A 1,726-nucleotide genomic window follows, 5' to 3' on the forward strand; every position below is an offset into this window, starting at 1 on the left:
TAGCGTGAGCTGATCCATAGCGATAATCGCCTCTAGGCTGAGTTCTGCGATGGTAGCCATTCCACTACGTTCGGTGAAGAGCCACAAACAACCAGCATATTTTGCTGTTTGCGGAATCTGATGCGCGTTTACGCACCATTAGCAAAACGCGCATGCGCAGATTGACACCTTCGGACCAGAAAGAATGGAAGAAAATCAATCACTTAAGATTTTGCGAAAAGTGATAACGCGCAAAGTGTAAAGAGCGACTCAGGGTAAAAGCGCGCATGCGCGTTTATATCCTGACAAGAAAGAAAATAATGATGATTTTTACAGTCCGGACAATAGGTTAGGCTGGAAATCTGAATATGGGCTTAGGTATGTTAATGAGCATGCCTACTAAGAAACTGTTGTTTGCACGGGCAGACAGCGCGATACCTATGAGTGTAGCGGAAAATTCTCAAAACACTGTATTTTAATACAGTATAAAAATTTTCGCATTTATGGGAAAAAGGTATTGGAAAGGGAATTGACAGCGCACTACTCTTCATCAACCTAGAGAATAAGTAGCTGCCGCTGAACAAGTCGTGATTTGTTCCAGTGGACAGCTACTTATTCTCTAGGCAGAGCGGTGAGTTGTCATACTGTTTCTCTTTTCGCGCTTTCCCCCGGAAATTGCCATCTTACATGCCTGATCCGTCAGGCATTGGTTAAGTGTTGGCAATCAAACAACAATGCACAGAAAGAGACCGCGTAAAAAGCACGCGGCTCTTTTGCTAATCGTTATGAGTATTTAGCCAAGGAGCTTGATCTTGCTGGACATACCAAAAAGAATCACGGTTATCAATTCACTTTTAGAGCAGGATACTGAGCAAAGCCTAACTTACGCTGCTTTAGAGTGCAGGCTTACACTAGAATATTTATGCTACGAGCGATTCAAACTCTACTATTCATATCTATCAGAGAGTGACCTGAAGAAATGGCAACCCAGACATATTATCAAACAGATTTCAGATGACATTGACGATAATATTTATAAAGAGTTCACAATATCAATTTCAGCTGAAAAAATAGATGGAAGATTGCCAAAAACGAAAGAAGATTTTGAATCAGTAAAATACACCCCTCTTGGCACACAATCGGAACTTAAGATTAATAAACTACATCAGTTGTGGAATGGCGTCTCCAATGTTGCTTTGCATATTCCTGTGCCGAGCATATCGTCTGGCAACCTCAATATCTATGGTGATAAAGACAATATCAGGAAAAAAGTTAATGATGTTGTTTCGTTTCTATCAGGCATGAAAGGAAATCTACTAATGGGGGGCTCTTTCAGTGAAGAGTATGGTTTTAGTTGTTTCGCTTGCAACACGAAAATAAAAAGACCAGTAAGAAAATTACAGCATGAAACAGTAGTAAGCTGTATAAATCCAAAGTGCCAGGAAAGCTACATCATTCAGAAAGATGGAAATGATGAGTTCGAGGTGACCAGAAGAGTTATTAAATTTTCATGTGCTGGCTGCAATGAAGACTTAGAAATTCCAACTAGAATCTTTCGAGAGTTGCATTTTGACCAAAAGATTAACATTAATTGTGGTAAATGTAACACGTTGTCAGAGGTAATTATGCGGCCTATGATGAAAAGCACCAAAATTGAAAGTCCTCCTAGTATCAACTTTGAACCGCGACAGTAGCTCCTAAATTCCATAGTACACCTCCTCTGGTGTTTTGTAGTTGAGTCGTTTTC

The 1,726-nt window shown here is 40.2% G+C and carries 1 protein-coding gene; it reads left to right on the top strand.

What is annotated here, in order from left to right; all coding sequences use genetic code 11:
* Positions 1 to 791: 791 nt before the first annotated feature.
* Positions 792 to 1,673 (top strand): hypothetical protein, encoded by an 882-nt coding sequence (locus NYR02_RS14625; RefSeq protein WP_260977095.1) that lies wholly within the window; start codon positions 792 to 794, stop codon positions 1,671 to 1,673.
* Positions 1,674 to 1,726 lie beyond the last annotated feature (53 nt).

The sequence above is a fragment of the Thalassolituus pacificus genome, assembly GCF_025318105.1.
GTDB lineage: Bacteria > Pseudomonadota > Gammaproteobacteria > Pseudomonadales > Oceanobacteraceae > Venatoribacter > Venatoribacter pacificus.